General features: G+C 74.9%; 22 protein-coding genes. 17 read left to right on the top strand and 5 right to left on the bottom strand.

Features of this window, described 5'->3' with window-relative positions; translation table 11 throughout:
• Positions 1 to 101: 101 nt before the first annotated feature.
• The 8 genes from AFE02nite_RS05525 (at position 102) to AFE02nite_RS05490 (ending at position 7,947) form a co-directional block, all read left to right on the top strand.
• On the top strand, positions 102 to 443 hold the full coding sequence (locus AFE02nite_RS05525) for a hypothetical protein (protein ID WP_034249894.1): 342 nt from the start codon (positions 102 to 104) through the stop codon (positions 441 to 443).
• 127 nt (positions 444 to 570) lie between these two features.
• Positions 571 to 1,734, top strand: coding sequence for a signal recognition particle-docking protein FtsY (gene ftsY / locus AFE02nite_RS05520; RefSeq protein WP_146819179.1), 1,164 nt, complete (start codon positions 571 to 573; stop codon positions 1,732 to 1,734).
• A gap of 158 nt (positions 1,735 to 1,892) precedes the next feature.
• Positions 1,893 to 3,245: an ammonium transporter gene (locus AFE02nite_RS05515; RefSeq protein ID WP_052114047.1), complete on the top strand. Its 1,353-nt coding sequence runs from the start codon at positions 1,893 to 1,895 to the stop codon at positions 3,243 to 3,245.
• Positions 3,242 to 3,580, top strand: coding sequence for a P-II family nitrogen regulator (locus tag AFE02nite_RS05510; protein ID WP_034248954.1), 339 nt, complete (start codon positions 3,242 to 3,244; stop codon positions 3,578 to 3,580). Before AFE02nite_RS05515 ends, AFE02nite_RS05510 begins: the two co-directional genes overlap by 4 nt.
• Before the next feature lie 3 nt (positions 3,581 to 3,583).
• Positions 3,584 to 5,410 (top strand): [protein-PII] uridylyltransferase family protein, encoded by a 1,827-nt coding sequence (locus tag AFE02nite_RS05505; RefSeq protein WP_146819178.1) that lies wholly within the window; start codon positions 3,584 to 3,586, stop codon positions 5,408 to 5,410.
• A 57-nt stretch (positions 5,411 to 5,467) separates the two neighbouring features.
• Entirely contained in the window at positions 5,468 to 7,081 is a 1,614-nt protein-coding gene (gene ffh, locus AFE02nite_RS05500; RefSeq protein ID WP_146819177.1) for a signal recognition particle protein, read from the top strand.
• A gap of 4 nt (positions 7,082 to 7,085) precedes the next feature.
• Positions 7,086 to 7,454 carry a hypothetical protein gene (locus AFE02nite_RS05495; protein ID WP_034248246.1) on the top strand — a complete coding sequence of 123 codons (369 nt, stop codon included), beginning with the start codon at positions 7,086 to 7,088 and terminating at the stop codon, positions 7,452 to 7,454.
• 109 nt (positions 7,455 to 7,563) lie between these two features.
• On the top strand, positions 7,564 to 7,947 hold the full coding sequence (locus AFE02nite_RS05490; RefSeq protein WP_034248248.1) for a hypothetical protein: 384 nt from the start codon (positions 7,564 to 7,566) through the stop codon (positions 7,945 to 7,947).
• A 15-nt stretch (positions 7,948 to 7,962) separates the two neighbouring features.
• On the opposite strand, the gene AFE02nite_RS05485 is transcribed toward AFE02nite_RS05490, so the two are convergent.
• Genes AFE02nite_RS05485 through AFE02nite_RS05465 form a run of 5 tightly spaced genes read right to left on the bottom strand, consistent with a single transcriptional unit; the run spans position 7,963 to position 12,462 of the window.
• Positions 7,963 to 8,319 (bottom strand): DUF3467 domain-containing protein, encoded by a 357-nt coding sequence (locus AFE02nite_RS05485; protein WP_052113970.1) that lies wholly within the window; start codon positions 8,317 to 8,319, stop codon positions 7,963 to 7,965.
• Between the two features lie 57 nt (positions 8,320 to 8,376).
• Positions 8,377 to 9,159 (bottom strand): SDR family NAD(P)-dependent oxidoreductase, encoded by a 783-nt coding sequence (locus AFE02nite_RS05480; RefSeq protein ID WP_261765480.1) that lies wholly within the window; start codon positions 9,157 to 9,159, stop codon positions 8,377 to 8,379.
• On the bottom strand, positions 9,156 to 10,424 hold the full coding sequence (locus AFE02nite_RS05475) for an SAM-dependent methyltransferase (RefSeq protein ID WP_034248251.1): 1,269 nt from the start codon (positions 10,422 to 10,424) through the stop codon (positions 9,156 to 9,158). The genes AFE02nite_RS05480 and AFE02nite_RS05475 overlap by 4 nt, the downstream gene beginning before the upstream one ends.
• Entirely contained in the window at positions 10,421 to 11,122 is a 702-nt protein-coding gene (locus AFE02nite_RS05470) for a DUF1365 domain-containing protein (protein WP_261765479.1), read from the bottom strand. Before AFE02nite_RS05470 ends, AFE02nite_RS05475 begins: the two co-directional genes overlap by 4 nt.
• 41 nt (positions 11,123 to 11,163) lie before the next feature.
• Complete coding sequence (locus AFE02nite_RS05465; protein WP_052113972.1) at positions 11,164 to 12,462, bottom strand: NAD(P)/FAD-dependent oxidoreductase; 1,299 nt, start codon at positions 12,460 to 12,462, stop codon at positions 11,164 to 11,166.
• Positions 12,463 to 12,584: 122 nt separating this feature from the next.
• Between AFE02nite_RS05465 and AFE02nite_RS05460 the strand changes: the two genes are divergently transcribed.
• The 9 genes from AFE02nite_RS05460 (at position 12,585) to lepB (ending at position 18,032) form a co-directional block, all read left to right on the top strand.
• Positions 12,585 to 13,019 (top strand): SRPBCC family protein, encoded by a 435-nt coding sequence (locus AFE02nite_RS05460; protein WP_034248262.1) that lies wholly within the window; start codon positions 12,585 to 12,587, stop codon positions 13,017 to 13,019.
• Between the two features lie 43 nt (positions 13,020 to 13,062).
• Positions 13,063 to 13,989, top strand: a complete 927-nt coding sequence (locus AFE02nite_RS05455; RefSeq protein ID WP_146819176.1) for a MerR family transcriptional regulator — start codon at positions 13,063 to 13,065, stop codon at positions 13,987 to 13,989.
• A 47-nt stretch (positions 13,990 to 14,036) separates the two neighbouring features.
• The gene (locus tag AFE02nite_RS05450; protein WP_034246780.1) at positions 14,037 to 14,237 is read left to right on the top strand and encodes a hypothetical protein; all 201 of its coding nucleotides are present in this window, start codon (positions 14,037 to 14,039) and stop codon (positions 14,235 to 14,237) included.
• A 181-nt stretch (positions 14,238 to 14,418) separates the two neighbouring features.
• Complete coding sequence (gene rpsP, locus AFE02nite_RS05445) at positions 14,419 to 14,874, top strand: 30S ribosomal protein S16 (RefSeq protein ID WP_034246782.1); 456 nt, start codon at positions 14,419 to 14,421, stop codon at positions 14,872 to 14,874.
• Positions 14,874 to 15,110: an RNA-binding protein gene (locus AFE02nite_RS05440; protein ID WP_034246784.1), complete on the top strand. Its 237-nt coding sequence runs from the start codon at positions 14,874 to 14,876 to the stop codon at positions 15,108 to 15,110. Before rpsP ends, AFE02nite_RS05440 begins: the two co-directional genes overlap by 1 nt.
• Before the next feature lie 111 nt (positions 15,111 to 15,221).
• A complete protein-coding gene (gene rimM, locus AFE02nite_RS05435) occupies positions 15,222 to 15,770 on the top strand; it encodes a ribosome maturation factor RimM (RefSeq protein ID WP_034246787.1) in 549 nt (182 codons plus the stop codon).
• A 3-nt stretch (positions 15,771 to 15,773) separates the two neighbouring features.
• The gene (gene trmD, locus AFE02nite_RS05430; RefSeq protein WP_034246789.1) at positions 15,774 to 16,568 is read left to right on the top strand and encodes a tRNA (guanosine(37)-N1)-methyltransferase TrmD; all 795 of its coding nucleotides are present in this window, start codon (positions 15,774 to 15,776) and stop codon (positions 16,566 to 16,568) included.
• 226 nt (positions 16,569 to 16,794) lie between these two features.
• A complete protein-coding gene (gene rplS, locus AFE02nite_RS05425) occupies positions 16,795 to 17,136 on the top strand; it encodes a 50S ribosomal protein L19 (protein WP_034246791.1) in 342 nt (113 codons plus the stop codon).
• A gap of 137 nt (positions 17,137 to 17,273) precedes the next feature.
• Complete coding sequence (gene lepB / locus AFE02nite_RS05420) at positions 17,274 to 18,032, top strand: signal peptidase I (protein ID WP_052113739.1); 759 nt, start codon at positions 17,274 to 17,276, stop codon at positions 18,030 to 18,032.
• Positions 18,033 to 18,035 lie beyond the last annotated feature (3 nt).

Here is an 18,035-nt window from a genome sequence, read left to right as displayed (position 1 = left end):
CCGTCCCGCACCGCGGGACGCGGTGTGGAGATCGTGTGGCGATGCGGTCAGACTCCCGGCGTCGTCGCGCGGGACTGCGCCGAACGGGTGACACTGGGCCCATGGCGCCCATCCTGACCTCGATCGTCCTCGCCCTCGTGACGGCCGTCGTGGTGATCCTCGTGGCGGGGACCACGTCCGGCGCCCCGCGCAGGGGCCCGCGGCAGCTGCTGGCGGACCTGCGGGACGGCTTCCGCCACCCCGTCCGGGGCGAGTCGGTGGGGCTGATCGCCGGGACGCGACGCGAGCTGGTGGGCGCGGCCGAGGCCGAGGGCACGGTGGACGACCTGTTCCGGTTCGGCCAGGACGCGGGCCCCGCGTACGTCGAGCCCGTGGAGCTCGCCGGACCGCTGGCCGAACCGCTGGCCAGCGCCGGTCGGCGCCTTCGCCAGCTCGTGCGCTGAGGCAGGCCCGAGCCGCGGCGGCCGGCGACGTGGTGCCACCGCGCGACGGTCGGCCCGCGCCTGAGGGACCGACGCCGGGGAGACCGCCGACGCCTGGGAGACCGCCGACGCCTGAGAGACTGCTGCCGTGAACGAGCTCAGCGACATCCTCATCTGGGCGCTGCCGGCGCTCGCCGTGCTCGGCGTCGGGATCGCCGTCCCGCTGCGCCGCCGCTCGCGCCGCCCCGCGCCGCCCGCGGGCGAGGTCGCGCCGGCCCGGCCTGCGAGCGTCCCGACGACGACGGCGGGGCCCGTAGCCGAACCCGAGGCCGCGCCGCAGGAGACCCCGCAGGCGCCGTCGCTCGAGACTCCCGAACCCGTCGCCGGCCGCCTCGTCCGGCTGCGCGAGCGCCTCGCCCGCTCCGGGTCGCCGCTCGGCGCGCGCCTGCTCACGGTGCTCTCGCGCGACCACCTCGCCGAGGCGGACTGGGAGGAGCTCGAGGAGGTCCTGCTCCTGGCCGACGTCGGCGCCGGGCCGACCGCCGAGCTCGTCGACGCGCTGCGCGAGCGCGTGCGGGTGCTCGGCGTCCGCGAGCCGGCCGCGGTGCGCGCGCTGCTGCGCGAGCAGCTCCTCGCGCTCGTCGGGACCGACCTCGACCGTTCGCTCGCCGTCGCGCCGACGGCGGCCGACGGCGTCACGCACCCCGCCGTCGTCCTCGTCGTCGGCGTCAACGGCACGGGCAAGACGACGACCGTCGGCAAGCTGGCCCGCGTGCTCGTCGCCGAGGGCAGCAGCGTCGTGCTCGGCGCCGCGGACACCTTCCGTGCCGCCGCCGCCGACCAGCTCCAGACGTGGGGCGCCCGGGTGGGCGTCCCGGTGGTGCGGTCCGACCGCGAGGGCGCGGACCCGGCGTCGGTCGCGTTCGAGGCGCTCGCCCAGGCGCAGGAGGCGGGCGCCGACGTCGTGCTCGTCGACACCGCGGGCCGGCTGCAGAACAAGGCGGGCCTGATGGACGAGCTGGGCAAGATCGTGCGCGTCCTGTCCCGTACGGCGCCGGTGTCCGAGGTGCTGCTGGTGCTCGACGCCACGACCGGCCAGAACGGGCTGCGTCAGGCGCAGGTGTTCACCGAGGTCGCCGGCGTGACCGGCATCGTGCTGACCAAGCTCGACGGCACCGCCAAGGGCGGCATCGTGGTCGCGGTCCAGCGCGAGCTCGGCGTGCCGGTCAAGCTCGTCGGGCTGGGCGAGGGCCCGGACGACCTCGCGCCGTTCGACCCCGAGGCGTTCGTCGACGGCCTGCTCGCCGGCTGACGGCCACCGGGGACCGCGCGCGGGCCCGCAGAAACGCAGAGTTAACGCAGCGGGTCCTGGTGTGATCGCGCCGTAACGCGACGCACGTCGTCGCGAAACGGCGCGCCCCGACAGTTGTTCCCGGACCAGCCGCCCGGCTGGCGAGGGAAGGAAGTCGGATGGACCTCAACTTCGGAGCGACAGCCTGGATGCTCACCTCGGCATCCCTCGTGCTGCTGATGACGCCCGGACTGGCTCTGTTCTACGGCGGGATGTCCCGCGCCAAGTCCGTGCTGAACATGATGATGATGAGCTTCGGCGCGCTGGGCGTCGTCGGGGTCATCTACGTGCTGTGGGGCTGGTCGATGTCCTACGGCTCGGACGTGGGCGGGCTCTTCGGCAACCCGTTCGACCAGTTCGGGCTCGCGGGCACGATCTACGACGACGCCGGTGAGTTCGTCCTCGACGGGTGGGGGGTCCCCGGCATCGTCGGCGTGGCCTTCCAGGCCACCTTCGCGATCATCACGGTCGCTCTCATCAGCGGTGCGCTCGCCGATCGCGTCAAGTTCGGGACGTGGCTGGTCTTCGCGGGCGCCTGGGCCACCGCGGCCTACTTCCCGATGGCCCACATGGTGTGGGGTGGCGGTCTGCTGAGCGGCAGCGAGGACGGTCTGGCCGCGATGATGTTCGGCACCACCGACGGCGCAGCCACGGTGGCACCGATCGACTTCGCGGGTGGCACCGTCGTGCACATCAACGCCGGTGTGGCGGCCCTGGTGCTCGCCCTGATCGTCGGGAAGCGCAAGGGCTTCGGCAAGGAGCCGATGCGCCCGCACAACCTCACGCTGGTCATGCTCGGCGCGGCCCTGCTGTGGTTCGGCTGGTTCGGGTTCAACGGCGGTTCCGCCTTCACGGCCGACGGGTTCGCCGGCCTGGCCTGGGTGAACACCACCACCGCGACGTGCGCGGCGATGCTCGGGTGGCTCCTGGTGGAGAAGATCCGTGACGGACACGCCACATCCCTCGGGGCGGCGTCCGGCATCGTGGCGGGCCTCGTCGCGATCACCCCGGCGGCGGGCACCGTCTCGCCCGTCGGCTCCATCTTCCTCGGCGCGATCGCCGGTGCGCTGTGCGCGCTCGCGGTGGGCCTGAAGTACAAGCTCGGGTACGACGACTCGCTCGACGTCGTGGGTGTGCACCTGGTCGGCGGTCTGACCGGCACCGTGCTCATCGGCTTCTTCTCCACGAGCACGGGTCTGTTCTACGGCGGCGGCGCTCGCCAGCTCGTCGTCCAGGCCGTGATCGCTCTCGTGGCGGTGCTCGTCTCCGGCGTCGTGACCCTCGTGCTCGGACTGATCCTCAAGGCCACCATGGGCTGGCGGGTCACCGAGGACGTCGAGGTCGCCGGGATCGACATCTCGGTGCACGGTGAGACCGCGTACGAGGCCCTCCCGGCCACCCGTGGTCGCGCGATCGACACGTCAGTCCCGAGCACGGCCGCCGGCCGCGCCAGCACGGAGGTGAACGCATGAAGCTCGTCACGGCTGTCATCCAGCCCCACCGGCTCGACGACGTGAAGGCGGCCCTCGAGGCAGCAGGCGTCCGCGGCATGACGGTGAGCGAGGCGAGCGGCTACGGCCGGCAGCGCGGGCACACCGAGGTCTACCGGGGCGCGGAGTACCAGGTCGACCTCATCCCGAAGCTGCGGGTCGAGGTCCTCGTGGCCGATGTCGACGCGCTCACGGTCACCGAGGCGATCGTCAAGGCCGCGCAGACCGGCAAGATCGGCGACGGCAAGGTCTGGACCATCCCCGTGGAGGACGTCGCTCGCGTCCGCACCGGGGAGCACGGCCCCGACGCGCTCTGACCGATGTCCCTGCCTGAGTCCACCTGGCCGGTCCCCGGCCCGGGCTCCGGCGAGCCCGAGGTCCCGCACCCCCTCGCCGGGGTGCGGGACCTCGCCGTCGACAGGCTCGACGTCGCGGCCCGGATGACCGGCCCGGGCGCCGACGGCACCGTGCGCCGGGCCGCCGTCGCGCACCTGGTCACCAGCCGGCTCGCCGAGCTGTTCGACGTCGTCACCGCGGACCTGCCGACGGCGGACGGCCTGGCGCTCGGCGCGGTCGGCAGCCTGGGTCGCGGCGACGCCAGCCCCGCGTCCGACCTCGACCTGCTCCTCGTGCACGACGGCCGGACGCACACCGACGCCACCGTCGCGCGCGTCGCCGAGCGGCTCTGGTACCCGATCTGGGACGCCGGCCTGTCGCTGGACCACTCGGTGCGCTCGCTCGCCCAGTGCCGCCAGGTGGCGTCCGCGGACCTGCCCGCCGCCGTCGGGCTCCTCGACCTGCGGCACGTGGCGGGGGACCGCACCGTGGTGCACCGGGCCCGCACCGCCCTCCTGACCGACTGGCGCGGCGCCGCGCGTCGGCGCCTGCCGGAGCTCCTCGCGTCCACCAAGGCGCGCGCGGACCGGTCGGGGGAGCTCGCCTACCTGGTCGAACCCGACCTCAAGGACGCTCGCGGGGGCATCCGCGACGCCGTCGTGGTCTTCGCGCTCGCGGCCACGTGGCTCACCGACCGCCCGCACGGCGGCGTCGACGCGGCGTACGCCCACCTGCTCGACGTGCGGGACGCCCTGCACGTGGTGACCCGACGCCCGACCAACCGGCTGCTGCGGGCCGACCAGGACGAGGTCGCGGCGCTCCTGGGGGTGGGCGACGCCGACGACCTGCTCGCGGGACTCGCGGAGGCCGGCCGCACCGTCGCGCACGCCCTGGACACGACCGTGCGCCACGCGCGCCAGGCGCTCGCGCGGCCGTCTTTGCGCCGGCCGGTCGTGCGCCGAGGGCGTCCCCTCGCCCCGCGCCTGCGCTCGGTCGGGGAAGGGCTCGTCGAGCACGACGGCGAGCTGGTGCTCGCCGCGGGCGTCCGGCCCGAGGACGACGCCCTGCTCACCCTGCGTGCCGCGGCGACCGCCGCCCGCACCGGCCTGCCGCTCTCGCCGGTGACCGTGGCGAGCCTGGGCCGGACGCCGCCGCTGCCGCAGCCCTGGCCCGCCGCCGCGCGCGAGCACCTGTCGGTCCTGCTCGCCAGCGGACCGGCGCAGGTACCGGTCTGGGAGACCCTCGACCTCGCCGGCGTGGTGACCCGCTGGATCCCGGAGTGGGCGGGCGTGCGCAACAGGCCGCAGCGCTCGCCGATCCACCGGCACACCGTCGACAGGCACCTGGTCGAGACGGTCGCACAGGTCGGCCGCCGCGGTCGTGAGCACGGGGAGGCCCTGCTGCTGGCGGCGCTGCTGCACGACATCGGCAAGCGCCCCGGCGCCGTCGACCACTCCGTCGAGGGCGCCGCCCTCGTCCCGGGCATCCTGGCCCGCATGGGCGTGGCCGCGCCGGTGCGCGACGACGTCGAGCTGCTCGTGCGCCACCACCTGACGCTCGCCGCGCTCGCCACGACGCGCGACCCGGACGACCCGGCGACCGTGGCGGAGCTGGTGGCCGCCGTCGACGGCCGAGCGGACCTCCTGCTGACCCTGCGCGCGCTGACGGAGGCGGACGCGAGCGCGGCCGGGCCGACCACCTGGACCCCGTGGCGCGAGCGGCTGGTGTCCGAGCTCACGGCGCGCGCCTACACGTCGCTCACGGGCCGTCCGGCACCCGGGCCGATCCGGGTCCCGGGGCGGGGGACGTAGGCCCGGACGGTACCCTGGGACCTCGCCCGCCCCCGCCCGGACCCCGGAGAGCTGCCCGTGTTCGCGACCCTGTCCGACCGCCTCACCTCGACGTTCCGCAACCTGCGCACGCGGGGCCGGCTGTCCGAGGCGGACATCGACGCGACGATCCGCGAGATCCGCCGCGCGCTGCTGGACGCCGACGTCGCCGTGCCCGTCGTCCGGGCGTTCACCGGCACCGTCCGCGAGCGCGCGCTCTCGGCCGAGGTCTCGGGCGCCCTGAACCCGGCCCAGCAGGTCGTCAAGATCGTGCAGGAGGAGCTCGTCGCGATCCTCGGCGGGGAGCAGCGGCCGCTGCGCTTCGCCAAGCGGCCGCCGACGGTGATCCTGCTCGCGGGCCTGCAGGGTGCGGGCAAGACGACGCTCGCCGGCAAGCTCGGCCTGCACCTGCGCGAGCGCGGGCACACGCCCCTCCTCGTCGCGGCGGACCTCCAGCGGCCGAACGCCGTCACGCAGCTCCAGGTCGTCGGCGAGCGCGCCGGGGTGCCGGTGTTCGCACCGCACCCGGGCGTGCAGGAGACCGCGGCGGGCCTGGTCGGCACCCCCGGCGACCCGGTCGGGGTCGCGCGCGAGGGCCTCGCGTGGGCACAGGAGCGCCAGCACGACGTCGTCATCGTCGACACGGCCGGCCGGCTCGGCGTGGACGCCGAGATGATGCAGCAGGCGGCGGACATCCGCGACGCCGTCGACCCGGACGAGATCCTCTTCGTCGTCGACGCGATGATCGGTCAGGACGCGGTCACGACGGCGCAGGCGTTCGCGGAGGGCGTCGGCTTCACCGGCGTCGTGCTCGCCAAGCTCGACGGCGACACGCGCGGTGGTGCGGCCCTGTCGATCGCGAGCGTCACGGGCTCGCCGGTGATGTTCGCCTCCACGGGCGAGAAGCTCACGGACTTCGAGGTCTTCCACCCGGACCGGATGGCCTCGCGCATCCTCGACATGGGCGACGTCCTGTCGCTCATCGAGCAGGCCGAGCGCGCCTTCGACGCCGAGCAGGCGGCGAAGATGGCCGAGAAGCTCGTCGGCGGCGAGGACTTCACGCTCGACGACTTCCTGGTGCAGGTGCAGGGCCTGCGGCAGATGGGCTCGATGAAGAAGATGCTCGGGATGCTCCCGGGCATGGCGCAGATGCGCGACGCCATCGACAGCTTCGACGAGCGCGAGGTGGATCGCATCGAGGCGATGGTCCGCTCGATGACCCCGGCCGAGCGCGCCAACCCGAAGATCATCAACGGCTCGCGCCGCTCGCGCATCGCGCGCGGCTCGGGCACCACCGTCACCGACATCAACCAGCTGCTCGAGCGGTTCGGCCAGGCGCAGACGATGATGCGCCAGGTCGCCCGGGGCGGCGGCGTCCCCGGTATGCCGGGCATGCCCGGCTTCGGCATGGGCAAGAAGTCGCGCGGTCGCTCGGCCCCGGCGCCGGCGAAGGGCAAGGGGCGCGGCGCCAAGTCGGGCAACCCGGCCAAGCGGGCGCAGCAGGAGCGCGAGGCGGCCGAGCGCGCCTCCGGTCAGCCGTCGGCGCCGGCCGGCTCGGCGTTCGGCCTCGGCGGCGGCGCGACGCCGCCCGCCGCGCCGCCGGGACCCGCCGCGGAGCTTCCGCCGGGCATGGAGCGCTTCCTGCGACGCTGAGGGCATGACACAGCAGGTCGAGGCGGGGACGACCGAGCCCGTCGCCGGGACGACGTCGGGGCGGCGGCCGGCCCGACGCGAGGACCGGGCCCAGGCCGCCGTCACCGCAGTGCTCCTGCTGGCCCTGTTCGCCGGCGACCTCCTCGTGGCGCTGCAGCTGCCGGTGCGCACCTCGACGTGCACCGACCGCCTGTGCGGTCCGGCACTCGGGGTCGCGGCGGGCGCCGTCGCCGTGGGTGTGCTCGGGGTGGTCACGTGGCTCGTCGGGAACCGGCACGCCGAGCGCGGCCGTGGGCTCTGGCTCTGCTGGGTGGCGCTCGTCCCGGCCGCCGTACCTTGGGCGTTCCTGGCGCTCCGGCTCCAGTGGTGGTGAGCGGGTCCGTCCGCCTGGGCGGGTGAGGATCCTGGGCCGCGCGGGTGATCTTCGTCCAGAATGTGGCGAATCGGACTAATCGGGCGGGTGAACCTGCCAGGCTTGCCCCATGGTGAACCTCGCCTCCCGGACGCAGCCGCCGGTGCTGGCCCCGCTCGACGTCCCCGCCCCGGTCCGCTCGCGCCGCTCGACGCTCGTGCAGGAGATCCTGACGGCGATCCTGCTGGCCGTCGGGGCGGTCGGTGACGTGCTCATCGCCTGGGTGATGCCGACGCGGCTGGACAGCTGCCCGCCGGACGTGGCGATCCTCGACTGCCCGGATGCGCTCACGGTCACGATCACGCCGGGGGTCGCGGCCATCGGCGCGCTGCTCGTCTGGCTCGTGGGCACGCTCGCGCGCGAACGCCGCGGCGGGCTCGCGTGGTGCTGGATCGGCGCCGTCGTCGCGTTCGCCCCGTGGGTCTTCGCGATCCCTGGCCTGGTCTTCTCCTGACGACCGGCCGGCACGTCAGCCGGCCGTCGGGCCCCCTGGCATGGCGGGCGGTGGGGGCGTCGGCCGGCCTGCGCCGGTCTCCTTCTCCCAGAGGTCGAGCTGCTGGGTCAGGGCGCGCGCGATCTCGAACACCTGCTGAGGTGGGATGCGCACGCGGGTCACGACCTTGGCGTTGACGACCGCGCGTCGACCGGCGTCGTCGTCGATCATCTGAGGCGGTCCCTTGGGCACAGCGAAGTCGATGATGAACGAGGTCCGCGTGTGCCAGATGTTGGCGAACTCGGCGGGCACCCCTGCCTCCAGCTCCGTGGGGAGCTCCATCTGGAATCGCACCGGGACCTGGCGGGCGGGCTCGCGGGTCGGATCTGCCATGGCGGCGGCTCCTGCTCGGCCGAGGGGACGTGTCCCACTCAGCCTCTCACGAGGTCGTCAGGCGCCGCGGGCGGCTTCGCGCCGACGCCTCGGCGACACCAGCGCGGCCCAGGCTCGCACCGGGACCAGGCGTGCGGCCTTCATGACCAGGGCCATCCGCCACGGGAAGACGATCTCCACCCGACCGCGCTCGAGGCCGTCGGCGATGGCGCGCGCCGCCTGATCCGCCTCGACGATGAACGGCATCGGGAAGGTGTTGACGGCCGTCATCTCGGTGCGGACGAAACCCGGCGCCACGGTGGTCACGCGGACCCCGTCGTGGCGGAGCGACGCACGCAGCGACTCCAGGAGCGCGATCTGCGCGGCCTTGGTGGACCCGTACGCCTCGGCGCCCGGCAGGCCCCGGTACCCCGCCACCGAGGCGATGGCGACGACGTGCCCGGAGCGGCGTCGGACCATCGCGGGCAGCACGGCGGACAGGACGTTGTTCAGGCCGAGGAGGTTCACGCGGACGTGCTCGGCGAAGGCGGGCCCGTCCCAGGTCCGGGGGTCGGAGCGCTGCCAGTGCCCGGCCGACCAGACCACCGTGTCGAGCCCGCCGAGCACCTCGCGCACCGCCTGCGCCGCAGTGGCCACCGCCCGGTCGTCGGTCGCGTCCAGCGGGACGGCGGTCATCCGTCCGCGCGCCACGTCGGCGAGGCGGTCCGCGCGTCGGGCGCTGATGGCCACCTGCGCCCCGCGGGCGGCGAGCTCGGTGGCGAGGGCCGCGCCGATGCCGCTCGAGGCGCCCACGACCCACACCCGCTGACCCGCCAGGGGCCACCGGGCGTCGGTGCTCACCCCGTCACCCGCCGCAGCCGCAGCTGCGCGACGTCGAGGTAGCCCGTGGCGAACCCGGACTCGCTGTAGGCGAGGTAGAACTCCCACATCCGGCGGAACGTCTCGTCGAAGCCCAGCTCGCGGACCTGCGGCCAGGCGGCGTCGAACTGCGCGCGCCACCGCCGCAGCGTCTCGGCGTACGAGGCGCCGAAGTGCCGCGAGCCGACGACGCGCAGCGAGGTGTGCGCCACGGTGGCCTGCTCGATCGCGCGCGTCGACGGGATGATCCCGCCGGGGAAGATGTACTTCTGGATCCAGCTGAACGAGCGGCGGGTCGCCAGGTAGCGGTCGTGCGCCATGAGGATCGACTGCACCACCGCCGTCCCGCCGGGGGCCAGGAGCCGGTCGATGGCGGCGAAGTAGGTCGGCCAGTACTCCTCGCCCACGGCCTCGATCATCTCGATGCTCACGACGGCGTCGAAGGTGCCGGCGGCCTCGCGGTAGTCCTGCAGCCGGACGTCGACGCGCTCGGTGAGACCTGCGGCCGCGACGCGTTCGCGCGCCAGGCGGGCCTGCTCGTCCGAGAGCGTCAGCGTGGTGACGTGCGCACCGCGCTCGGCGGCCCGCAGCGCGAGCGTCCCCCAGCCGGTGCCGATCTCGAGCAGCCGGGTCCCCGGACCCACGCCGGCGGCGTCGAGCGCGGCGTCGACCTTGCGCAGCTGCGCCTCCTCGAGGCCTTGCCCGGCGAGCGGGCGGTCGTCGTCGAAGAGGGCCGAGCTGTAGGTCAGCGACGGGTCGAGGAACGCTGCGAAGAGGTCGTTGGACAGGTCGTAGTGCGCCTGGATGTTCCGTCGGGCGCCGTGCAGGGTGTTGCGCTGGTGCGCGGGCAGGCGCTCCTCGACGAGCCCGCGCAGTCGCTGCATCCACGCGGGCACGGCGTGGGTGATGCTCGCCGCGAAGGGGCGGAGCGCGACGCCGAGGTCGACGCCGGGAGCAGGCCGCCAGTCGCCCGCCATGTAGGCCTCGCCGAAGCCGATCTTGGGGGCGTGGCCGAGGCGCGCGAAGAAGGCCCGGGGGCGGACGATCTGCAGGACGGGGACGCCGTCGGGCGCCGCGGCCCGGTCCGGCCAGCCGAGGACCGCGCCGCCCGGGCTCTCGACCCGCACCGGGACCCGCCGGACGACCCGCCCCGCGAGGACCCGGGCCAGGCGCGCGCGCACGCACGGCCGGGCGTCGGGGCGAGCGCCGGGGCCCGCGAGGCAGGAGGGGGTGGGGACGGTGCTCATACGACCTCCTGGGTGCGTCGGGAGCCGGGCATGACGGGCAGGCGGCGCAGCCAGAGGACGACGCCGTGCAGGCGGATGAGCGTGCTGACGCGGTAGGGCATGACGGCGTGCCGCAGCGCGGTCCGCAGCACCGCGCGGGGTGTCGCGGGGACGACGGCACCCGACACGCCCGCGTCCACGACGGGCGTCCCGTCGACGAGGAGCCTGATCGACACGGCGGCCTCCTGCTCGCCGAGGACGAGCCGCATCCGGTACGTCCCGGTGACGGGGTTGAACGGGGAGACGTAGAACGCCTTCTCCACGACGGCGCGGCCTGCGTCGTCGGGCCGGACGAGATAAGCGTGCCGCCCCCCGTAGGTGTTGTGCACCTCGACGACGACGGCGGCCACGGAACCGTCCGGGCGGACGCACCAGAACGCGGACATCGGGTCGAACACGTGGCCCAGGGCCCGCGCGTGGGCGAGCATCCAGATCCGGTCCTGCGCCGTCACGTCCACGCCGCGCGCGGCGCAGAAGCGCACGACGTCGCCGCGCAGGCCGCCGCCGAGGCGGCCGCCGTCGAGGTGGTCGGCGGCGTCGAAGCGCGCGAGCCAGCCGAGGGGGCCGCGCAGCCGCGGCAGGTCGTCCACGTCGACGAGCCACGTGTAGTGCCGGTAGGTGAAGGTGTGCGTCAGGGGCGTGCGCCTCGTGTGCGTCACGGACCCGACGACGAGCGCCGGCACCGGCGGGGGAGCGACCCTCACCAGGAGCCGCCCAGGCGCCGCGCCGCCTCGAGGCCCGACCGGGCGCCGTCCTCGTGGAAGCCCCAGCCGAGGTGCGCGCCGGCGAACGCGAGCCGGGGGCCGCCCGCGCCGCGCAGGCGCGCGGCCGCCGCGACGGCGGCCGGGGTGAAGACCGGGTGGCGGTAGGTCATCTCGGCCACCAGGGCGGCGGGGTCGACGCGCTCCGGCGCGTTCAGGGTGACCACGAGGTCGTCGGCGGTGTCGAGGCCCTGCAGGTGGTTCATCCAGTAGCTGACCAGGACGGCGGAGGCGCCGGTGCCGCACGTCTCCTTGCGGTAGTTCCAGGAGCCGCGGGCACGACGCAGGGCCGGCAGCACCGACCCGTCGCGGTGCAGCCAGGTGGTGTTGGCGGAGTAGCCGATCGCGGCGAGGTCGGCCTTCTCCTCGGGCGTCGCGTCGGCCAGGACCGCTAGGGCGTCGTCGGCGTGCGTGGCGAGCACGACCTGGTCGAACCGCGCCGCGCCGCCGTCGGCCGTGCGGACGACGACGTGGTCCTCCTCGCGCGCGACGGCGACGACGGGCGTCGCCGCACGCACGTCCTCGAGCGTCGCCGCGACCCGGTCGACGTAGGTGCGCGAGCCGCCCACGACCGTGCGCCAGGTCGGCGACCCGCCGATCGTGAGCATCCCGTGGTTCTCGAGGAACCGGAACAGGTGCCGCGCGGGGTAGCCGAGGGCGTCGTCGTCGCCGGAGGACCACACGCAGGCGACCAGGGGGACGGCGAAGTGCTCGACGAAGTACTGCGAGTACCCGCCCTGGTCGAGGAACTGGCCCCAGGTGAGGTCGGTCGAGGCGTCGTCGAGGACGGCGCGCGCGTCCCGGTGGAAGCGGGGCACCTCGGCGAGCATCCGCAGGTACCGCGGGTCGGCGAGGCGGCGGCGCTGGGCGAACAGGCCGCGCGCGCCGCGCGCGCCGGCGTACTGCAGCCCGCACCCCGCGCAGGTGACGCTCATCGACATCTCGGTCGGCCGGGTCTGGATGCCCAGCTCGCGGAAGAGGCTCAGGAGCGTGGGGTACGTCCGCTCGTTGTGCACGATGAAGCCGGAGTCGACGGCGACGCGTCCGCCCTCCGACGTCGCGACGTCGTGCGTGTGCGCGTGGCCGCCGAGCCGCCCGTCGGCCTCGAACAGCGTCACCTCGTGCGTGTGGCGGAGGACGTAGGCGGCGGTCAGCCCGGAGACCCCGGAGCCGACGACGGCGACGCTCGGGCGGCGGGCGGGCCCCACCGGCGTGGTGTCTGCTGCGGGTGCCGACATGTGCCCTCCGTCCAAGGTTTGTCTAGTGCTCTGACCGGCAGATTAGGCGAGGCCTTGCTATCCCGTCAAGAGTTTGTCTAACCTTCGTTCAGGTTGCTCGACCGGCACAGGAGGAGGCTGCGATGATCGTCGTGACGCGTGAGGTGCTGACGAGGGCGACGCCGCGGGTGGCGTTCGGCTACCTCTCGGACTTCCGGAACACGACCGAGTGGGACCCGGGGACGGTCCGCACCGTCCGGCGCAGCGGCGACGGCGGCGTGGGCACCGTCTACGAGAACACCTCGGCCTTCAACGGCCGCACCACCGAGCTGACGTACACCGTGACCGACCACGTGGCGCCGCGCCGCGTCACGCTGCGGGGCGAGAACGGCACGCTCGAGGCGCTGGACACGATCACCGTCGAGCCGCACGACGACGGTGCGCTCGTGCGGTACCAGGCCACCTTCCGGTTCCGCTCGGTCCTGCTCCGGCTCGCCGAGCCGTTCCTGCGGCCCGCGTTCCGTAGGCTCGGCGACGAGGCCGAGGCCGGGATGCGCGCGGCGCTGGCCAAGCTCTGACCCGCGCGGCACCGGCGGGCAGGAGAGGACCGGAGGAGTCGGCGTGTACACGATCAAGCACGCGGCGGAGCTGACCGGCGTCCCGGTCGCGACGCTGCGTGCCTGGGAGCGCCGCTACGCCGTCGTCGCGCCGGAACGCACCGAGGGCGGCTACCGCCTATACGACGACGCGGCCGTCGACCGGCTGCGTGCCATGCGCGACCTCGTCGCGGCCGGGTGGGCGCCCCGCCAGGCGGCCGACGAGGTCCGCGGGCCGCGCCGCCGGCCGCTGCCGACGCCGCCGGGCGAGCGCGTGGACGCCGCTGGGCCCCCGCCGGTGCCCGTGCCCGCGGGGGGCCCTGCGGTCGTCGAGGGAGCCGCCGACCTGGTGGCCGCCGGCCGCGCGCTCGACGCCGCCTCGGTGGCTGCCGTCCTCGACGAGCGCTTCGCGCGCGGCTCCTTCGAGTCCGTCGTCGACGACTGGCTCATGCCGGCGCTCCGGTTGGTCGGTGACGCCTGGGAGCGCGGGGAGGTCTCCACCGCCGCCGAGCACCTCGTGGCGCACGCCGTGCTGCGCCGGCTCGCCGCGGCGTTCGAGGCGGCGGCCGCGGGCACGCGCGGTCCGCGCGTCGTGATCGGCCTGCCGCCGGGCGGCAGGCACGAGCTGGGTGCGCTCGCGTTCGCCGTCGCCGCGCGTCGGGCAGGGCTGGCCGTGACGTACGTCGGCGCCGACCTGCCGCAGGACAGCTGGCTCGACGCCGTCGGCCAGACCCGGCCGCACGCGCTCGTCCTCGCGGTGCCGCGGCCGGAGGACGTTCCCGCGGCCGCCCGCGTCATCGACGCGGTGCGGCGCGCCCACCCGGACCTGCGCGTCCTCGTGGGCGGCGGTGCGCAGGACTCGCCGGACCTGCCCGCGCCCGCGCTGGGCCACCGGATCGGCGACGCCGCGGACCGCCTCGCGCACGCGCTGGCCGGCGCCTCGGCGGGCTGAGAGCGCCTCCGGATGCGGATGGCGGCCGCGTCCGTACGCTCGAGGACATGCGCGTCGCGTCCGTCGTCCTGGTCCTCTGGCTCCTCATCGGCGCGCTGGCGGCCGGCCAGCGCGGCTACTTCGGCTCGTCGCCGGGCAACTGCGCCACCGTGGCGACGGTCGCCGTGACGGTGGTGGCCGGTCCGCTCAACTACGTGGGCCTCAACCCGCGGGTCGAGTGCCCGGAGCTCCCGCAGCCGTCTCCCTGATCCCGGCGGCCACGGCGTCCGGTACAGCACGGGGCGCCACGTCTGGCACAATGGCGGGCTGTACCCGATGTCGTCGGTCCCTCTACCCGGCGGTCGTCGCGTCCTCGGACCTCCCACGCGCCCATCCCCACGGGATCGCGTGCGGCGGACCTCCCGTCGTGAACCAGGAGAGACCACCACAGTGGCCGTCAAGATCCGTCTGAAGCGCTTCGGCAAGATCCGGGCGCCGTTCTACCGCATCGTCGTCGCGGACTCGCGCACCAAGCGCGACGGTCGCGTCATCGAGGAGATCGGCAAGTACCACCCGACCGAGGAGCCGTCGCTCATCGTCGTCGACTCCGAGCGGGCGCAGTACTGGCTGGGTGTCGGCGCGCGGCCGACCGAGCAGGTCCTCGCGCTCCTCAAGATCACCGGCGACTGGCAGAAGTTCAAGGGCCTGCCGGGCGCCGAGGGCACCCTGAAGGTCAAGGGCGCCGCTCCCGACACCGCCGCCGCCATCAAGGCCGCCGCGGACGCCGCGGAGAAGGCCAAGGCGAAGGCGTCCGAGGCCAAGGCCAAGGCCGCCGAGGCGCCGGCTGACGAGCCCGTCGCCGACGAGGCCGCCGAGGCCCCGGAGGCCACGGAGGAGCAGGCCTGATGCTCGGCGACGCGCTCGACCACCTCGTCCGCGGGATCGTCGACCACCCGGACGACGTGCGGGTCACCTCGCGGACGCTGCGCCGCGGGCACCTGCTCCAGGTGCGCGTGCACCCGGAGGACCTCGGGCGCGTCATCGGGCGCGGCGGTCGGACCGCCCGCGCGCTCCGGACGGTGATGGGCGCGCTGTCGTCCACGCCCGTCCGGGTCGACGTCGTGGACGGCGACCGGCACTGACCGACGCGCGGGCCGTGCGCCCGCGCAGCACTGGCACGAGCCGCACCCGTGGCCCGGCCCCTACCCTGGGGCCGGGCCACGGTCGCGTCCGGCCCCAGGTGAGGAGAACCCATGCAGCTGACGGTGGCCACGATCGGCCGGGCCCACGGTCTCAAGGGCGAGGTCGCCCTGGACCTGCGCACGGAGACGCCCGAGGAGCGCCTGGCCGTGGGGGCGGTCCTCGCGACCGAGCCCGCAGCCGCGGGCCCGCTCACGGTCGTGCGCACGCGCGTGCAGTCGGGCCGGTGGTTCGTCGCCTTCGCCGAGGTGGCCGACCGCACGGGCGCCGAGGCCCTGCGCGGTGTCGAGCTCGTCGTCGACACGCCGGCGTCCGACGAGGACGACGCGTGGTACCCCCACGAGCTCGTGGGGCTGCGGGCCGAGCGCCCGGACGGCTCGCCGGTGGGGGAGGTCGTCGGCCTCGAGCACCTGCCCGCGCAGGACGCGCTGGTGGTGCGCGAGCCGGACGGCTCGCGCACGCTCGTGCCCTTCGTCCTCGCCATCGTGCCGGTGGTCGACGTCGCCGGGGGGCGCGTGGTCGTCGACCCGCCGGCCGGCCTGCTGGCCGCCGACGCCGACGCGGCACTGCTCGACGAGCCGGCGCAGCCGGGCGAGGGCTGAGGCGTGCGCGTCGACGTCGTCACGATCTTCCCGGACTACCTCGCCCCGCTCGAGCTGTCCCTGGTCGGCAAGGCGCGGGAGGCCGGGCTGCTGGACGTGCGCGTGCACGACCTGCGGGACTGGACGAGCGACCGGCACCGGACGGTCGACGACACCCCGCTCGGCGGAGGCGCGGGCATGGTCATGCGGCCCGACGTCTGGGGGGCCGCCCTCGACGAGCTCCTCGCGCCGGCCGGCGCCCCCGGGCCCGCGGACGGCGGCGTCGAGCTGCTCGTGCCGACGCCGTCGGGCGAGGTGTTCACCCAGCGCACCGCCGAGCGGCTGGCCGAGCGGGCGCACCTGGTGCTCGCGTGCGGCCGCTACGAGGGGATCGACGCGCGGGTCGCCGAGCACTACCGCGACCGCGGCGTGGCGGTGACCGAGATCTCCATCGGCGACTACGTGCTCAACGGCGGCGAGGTCGCGGCGCTCGTCGTCGTCGAGGCGGTGGCGCGGCTGCTGCCCGGGGTGCTGGGCAACCCCGAGTCGCTCACGGAGGAGTCCCACGGCGCCTCGGGACTGCTGGAGTACCCCGTCTACACGCGCCCCGTCGAGTGGCGCGGTCTGGTCGCGCCCGAGGTGCTCCTGTCCGGGCACCACGCGCGGATCGCCCGCTGGCGCCGCGACCAGGCGCTCGAGCGCACGGCCGTGCGCCGCCCCGACCTGCTCGCCGCGCTCGGGCCGGAGTCGCTCGACCGGCACGACCGCGCGGTGCTGGAGGCGCTCGTCGAGCCGCAGGGGCCGGCGCAGGAGCCGTAGCGGATCTCGCGGGGGAGCCGGTGCCGTCGGTGCCCGGTGTCGCTCGGCGTGTCGAGCCGGGCGCTGCTGATGTGGCAGACTGGTCCGCCGGTGTGCGTCGGCCGCGCCTCTGCCACAGGGGAGGCGGACCCGGCCCGGTACGCACCCGCTCGATCTGACCTCGGCGGCCGCCCGCGGCCGCCCCTATGACGCTCCTGACCTGTGGCAGGGCGGGGAAGTGACGACCATGAACATCCTCGACTCCGTCGACGCGGCATCGCTCCGCGACGACATCCCCCCGTTCCGGCCGGGCGACACCGTCAAGGTGAACGTCAAGGTCGTCGAGGGCAACCGCTCGCGCATCCAGGCGTTCCAGGGTGTCGTCATCGCCCGCAACGGCGGCGGCATCCGCGAGACCTTCACGGTGCGCAAGATCAGCTTCGGCGTCGGCGTCGAGCGGACGTTCCCGCTGCACGCTCCGTCCGTCGACTCGATCGAGGTCATCACCCGCGGTGACGTGCGGCGCGCGAAGCTCTACTACCTGCGCTCGCTCCGCGGCAAGAAGGCCAAGATCAAGGAGAAGCGCTAGTCACGCTCGGGTCCTGGACCCGCACGGTGCGCCCCGTCCCGCGGTCACGCGGGCGGGGCGCACCTGCATGAGACCGACCGGCGCCTCGACGGCCTGCTGATGCCGGCGGTGCCCGATCCGCATGGCACAGTGGAGGCGTGGACCCGGTGACGCCCGACGAGGACCTGGACGAGGGCCGGGCGGCCGACCACGGCGCGCCCCACCACGAGGCCTCCGCCCAGCACAGCCGGCCACGGAGCACGCTGCGGTCGTGGCTGCGCGAGACGGCGATCATCGTCGTGAGCGCGCTGGTCCTGTCCGTGCTCATCAAGACGTTCCTCGTCCAGTCGTTCTTCATCCCCACGGGGTCGATGGAGTCGACCCTCGAGGTCAACGACCGGGTGCTCGTCTCCAAGCTCGCGCCGGGTCCGCTCGACCTGCACCGCGGCGACATCGTCGTGTTCAAGGACCCGGGGGGCTGGCTCGAGCCGGTGCAGGACGGGCCGGACGGCTGGCGCGGCACCTTCTCCGACGCGCTGACCTTCGTCGGGCTCCTGCCGCAGGACGCCGGCGAGCACCTCATCAAGCGCGTGATCGGGCTCCCCGGTGACACCGTCGAGTGCTGCGACCCGCAGGGCCGGCTCATCGTGAACGGCGTGCCCATCGACGAGCCCTACATCAACGCGGGCTCCCGGCCCAGCGAGATCGAGTTCTCCGTCGTCGTCCCGCCCGACAGTCTGTGGGTGATGGGCGACAACCGGCAGAACTCCCGCGACTCCCGCTACCACCAGGGCGAGCCGGGCGGCGGCGCCATCCCGCTGCGCAACGTCGTCGGCGTCGCGTTCGTGACGCTGTGGCCCCTCGATCGTGCGACGGTCCTGCGCAACCCCGGGGACACGTTCGCCGACGTCCCGTGAGCG

Origin of the sequence: Actinotalea fermentans (genome assembly GCF_007991475.1) — a bacterium.
GTDB classification, from domain to species: domain Bacteria; phylum Actinomycetota; class Actinomycetes; order Actinomycetales; family Cellulomonadaceae; genus Actinotalea; species Actinotalea fermentans.
This window is presented reverse-complemented; position numbering and strand designations above follow the sequence as displayed.

What these genes read in the sequence shown, in the direction of transcription:
- AFE02nite_RS05525 (WP_034249894.1), top strand. Translation starts at nt 102, where the DNA reads ATGGCGCCCATCCTGACCTCGATCGTCCTCGCCCTCGTGACGGCCGTC.
- AFE02nite_RS05515 (WP_052114047.1), top strand. Translation starts at nt 1,893, where the DNA reads ATGGACCTCAACTTCGGAGCGACAGCCTGGATGCTCACCTCGGCATCC.
- AFE02nite_RS05510 (WP_034248954.1), top strand. Translation starts at nt 3,242, where the DNA reads ATGAAGCTCGTCACGGCTGTCATCCAGCCCCACCGGCTCGACGACGTG.
- AFE02nite_RS05505 (WP_146819178.1), top strand. Translation starts at nt 3,584, where the DNA reads ATGTCCCTGCCTGAGTCCACCTGGCCGGTCCCCGGCCCGGGCTCCGGC.
- AFE02nite_RS05495 (WP_034248246.1), top strand. Translation starts at nt 7,086, where the DNA reads ATGACACAGCAGGTCGAGGCGGGGACGACCGAGCCCGTCGCCGGGACG.
- AFE02nite_RS05490 (WP_034248248.1), top strand. Translation starts at nt 7,564, where the DNA reads ATGGTGAACCTCGCCTCCCGGACGCAGCCGCCGGTGCTGGCCCCGCTC.
- AFE02nite_RS05485 (WP_052113970.1), bottom strand. Translation starts at nt 8,319, where the DNA reads ATGGCAGATCCGACCCGCGAGCCCGCCCGCCAGGTCCCGGTGCGATTC.
- AFE02nite_RS05475 (WP_034248251.1), bottom strand. Translation starts at nt 10,424, where the DNA reads ATGAGCACCGTCCCCACCCCCTCCTGCCTCGCGGGCCCCGGCGCTCGC.
- AFE02nite_RS05465 (WP_052113972.1), bottom strand. Translation starts at nt 12,462, where the DNA reads ATGTCGGCACCCGCAGCAGACACCACGCCGGTGGGGCCCGCCCGCCGC.
- AFE02nite_RS05460 (WP_034248262.1), top strand. Translation starts at nt 12,585, where the DNA reads ATGATCGTCGTGACGCGTGAGGTGCTGACGAGGGCGACGCCGCGGGTG.
- AFE02nite_RS05450 (WP_034246780.1), top strand. Translation starts at nt 14,037, where the DNA reads ATGCGCGTCGCGTCCGTCGTCCTGGTCCTCTGGCTCCTCATCGGCGCG.
- AFE02nite_RS05440 (WP_034246784.1), top strand. Translation starts at nt 14,874, where the DNA reads ATGCTCGGCGACGCGCTCGACCACCTCGTCCGCGGGATCGTCGACCAC.
- rimM (WP_034246787.1), top strand. Translation starts at nt 15,222, where the DNA reads ATGCAGCTGACGGTGGCCACGATCGGCCGGGCCCACGGTCTCAAGGGC.
- rplS (WP_034246791.1), top strand. Translation starts at nt 16,795, where the DNA reads ATGAACATCCTCGACTCCGTCGACGCGGCATCGCTCCGCGACGACATC.